Source organism: Dysgonomonas sp. Marseille-P4677, assembly GCF_016652235.1.
GTDB lineage: Bacteria > Bacteroidota > Bacteroidia > Bacteroidales > Dysgonomonadaceae > Dysgonomonas.
Map to the genome: position 1 here is coordinate 1 of NZ_JAEPKU010000223.1, position 3,310 is coordinate 3,310.

Below are 3,310 nucleotides of genomic sequence, written 5' to 3' on the forward strand. Positions count from 1 at the left end.
CATGGCTTTTGATTTGTAGGTGGCCAAGGGCATATAGGCTCCGTTATTACCTGATACTACAGCCGGTAGCCAACCTTTATCTTCACGTCCGAAGCCGTCGTACTCCTGATAAGTAACCAGATCTTTCCTTGTCGTGGAGTCTGTTCCCGGGGTAATGGCCTTTTGTACCATCTGCACGGGGCGTCCCAATCCGTCGAAGTATTGTACCTGGTCGAGGTAAGCAGTTCCCGCTTCATTGGTATAGGTGCGGGTATGGATATAGTTTTGATTAGCTGAACCTACACCCATCCCGGCATTCGGGATGATCCCCTCTATTTTCGTTGTGATATTGCCGTTCTGGCTGTAACCCTCTGAAACCACATAATAGGTTCCCACAGCCAAGTTCGTCATTTTCAGGTAAGAATGTGTAGTCGTCGGACATTTTCCCTCCCCGCTGTAGTCGTCATTATAAGCAATCCGGGTTCCTGAAGCGTTCAGCAGGTGCACATAGGTGTCGGATAAAGCCGAACCGCAGTGCGAAATAACCACATCCATAGCCACGGCAGTGGTGAACTTATAGAAAACGTCATTGGAGGACTGTCCTGTATAACTATTGGAACAATTGGCTGTATTCTGCGTATGGGTATAGGTAAACGAGCCACTTTTGCTTCCCAGATCGTATTCAATTTTTTGGACTGTCCCCTGTATCGTTGTCGTAATATTCCCGTTCTGGCTATAACCTTCCGAAACCACATAATAGGTTCCCGCCGCAAGGTTTGTCATTTTTAGGTAAGATTGTGTAGTAGTAGAACATTTCCCCTCTCCGCTATAGTCGTCATTGGAAGCGACAAGTCCCCCGGAAGAATTCAGCAGGTAGACATACGTATCGCTCACAGCCGAACCGCAGTGTGAAATAACCACATCCATAGCTACGGTAGTGGTGAACTTATAGAAAACGTCATTGGTCGAACGGCCTGTGTAATTATTCGTATAGCTGCTTGTGTTCTTTGTGTCGGTATAGGTAAACGAGCCGCTTTTAGTCCCTAAATCCACAGGACTGGACATGGTATTCTGCCCGTACAATGTTCCGACAAATAAGATAAGGAACAGGATAATATAAATATATTTTGTTTTCATAGCTGTGTGGTTACTGGTTTTGGTAGTGGTAGTCGTGTTTCTGGATAACCTGCTTAGTGCCGTTGCTGTCCTTGATATAGGTTTCTTTCAACCGGCTGAAATCATCGTAGTCATAGAAGGTAGTAATACCCGTCGGATCGGTCGACTCTAATAGACCTACTAGTGGCTGATACTTATAAGTATTAATTAAAGCATTATTCAGTATAGGTAGCGTACGGAGTTTATCTAGTTTAGCTTTATCCGGATTAGTATTGGCTGATAAAGCGTCTATTGATACTAACCCTACTGTTGATAATGCTGAATTAATGTCTGTATAGGTTGCGTTTTTTATTTCTGCTATTGGATATTGACCACCATAACTCCATAGATAGATTAAATGAATTGCATCATCTTTTAATATATATACAGGGTTACCATATGAATCAAACTTTTCTATTTCATAATCTTTTTCATAGTATTGGATATAATTATTCATAGTCAAAGAAGTACCTATAGCAGAAAATGAACGGTTTAAGTAAAGATTGTTATTGAATTCAAATTTATTTGCTTTTGTAACTTTACCATCTCTTTGAATTACTATCTCAATAGGAATTCCAATCATATTCTTAGATATCATTTTTTCAAATATTAAACCTGAATATTCAGATGCGTAATTAGTATTGGTTTCTATCATAATAGTAGGAAGAAATTCAGTTATCCTATTTACCAATCTATTAGTGTTGTTGTATTTGTATTCTTTTTGCGAATACACTCCGTATCCTCCAACTGTTGGATATTCTGATTCATAAATACGGTCTAACGACCACCATTGTGGGGTTATCTTATAGAAACGTCCTCCAGAACATGCAGCATCATCTGTCGGTCTATTTAGTTTTAAAATATATCTAGAAGAAGCTCCTTGTATGTTTTTAAATGAGTACTCCCATTTTTTTAGATTTATTAAATTATTGTCTTGATCATACTGGGATTCCATTAGTAAAGTGCCATTTCCTATATGATATTGTTTTGGAGTAGGAAATGGAATTTTATCTTTCAATGGCTCTACTAAGTACTGGTACTCAGACCTTCCTATTGTGTTATTATTTTCATCTAAATTAATTTCTATAACTGAATTATAACCAATATTCAATTGAGAACTATTAATTTGAATAATAGGAGATCCCCATAAAATAGAAGAATTTCCACCTACCATGAGAAATAACTCAAGAGTAGTTAATAAACTATATTGGTAACTATTGTCAATAAGTGCTTTGTCTAACAAAAGAAGATAAGAAAAATCAGGCATTGATAATAAAGTACCTGTTGATTTTCCTCCTGAGATATATGAATACTGCTTCTTTTTAACAATTTTGTTATCTATTATATTTTGTATTTCTTTTATTCTTAACCCCCCACCGCTATCAAATGTATAAGGAGTATAAACCTTAGTTGTTGCTGTTACATAATAATTAAAATATTTACTTTGTCCCGATTCATTTTTCGTTTCTCTCCATAGTTGGATCTTATAAGTTGTCCCTTTTTTTAAATATACAGCACAATCATTAAATACTTGCGTTCCTATTGATTGTTGATCTAGATTAACTAATTTTTCTAAAATTGTATAATATTGATTACCCTGTTTCTCCATTAACGTTACATACCCAACACTAGGCTCTATTGGTATTAAGGATGAATGAGGATGATAATGGTACGATATCACTACATATCCATCTTCATCAAGTGTAAAGTCCCTACTATCTGTATATGGACTATTTTGCTGTGAAATATCATCTGGACTATAAGTGACATACAGATTGTCTTTAGCTGTAAAGGAACATCTAAATTTATTATAAAATTCATGAGGCTCAAAAATAAATTTGGTTTTGCCTCCGGTAGGATATTCAATTTCATTTAATGTTCCATATTTCATAAACTCTGTATCAGGTAACAGGTATGAATCTATATATGAAATATAAGCTTCAGGATAGTTACCTTTATTTATTGAACTAGACTTAAATTTTAGATTCGAATAAGTTGGTATTTTCGCAAAGTTATTAGATCCATTATAATACCCCCAAATATCAGTGTTAAATGATTGTTTGGAAGGAAGAGAACCTTCAATATATGAAAATTTGTATTGTAATTTCCCCTTTGAGTCTTTATCTGATATATTGAAGGAATTAAGTATTAATCTACATTTTGTATAGTCTAACGT

The 3,310-nt window shown here is 35.8% G+C and carries 1 protein-coding gene and 1 pseudogene; both read right to left on the bottom strand.

The window, feature by feature from the left end:
- On the bottom strand, window positions 1–1,116 hold a 1,116-nt coding region (locus JGH11_RS19475), incomplete at its 3' end, for a DUF6443 domain-containing protein (RefSeq protein ID WP_201114560.1).
- A gap of 10 nt (window positions 1,117–1,126) precedes the next feature.
- A pseudogene (locus JGH11_RS19480) lies at window positions 1,127–3,310 on the bottom strand (hypothetical protein); the annotation flags it as partial.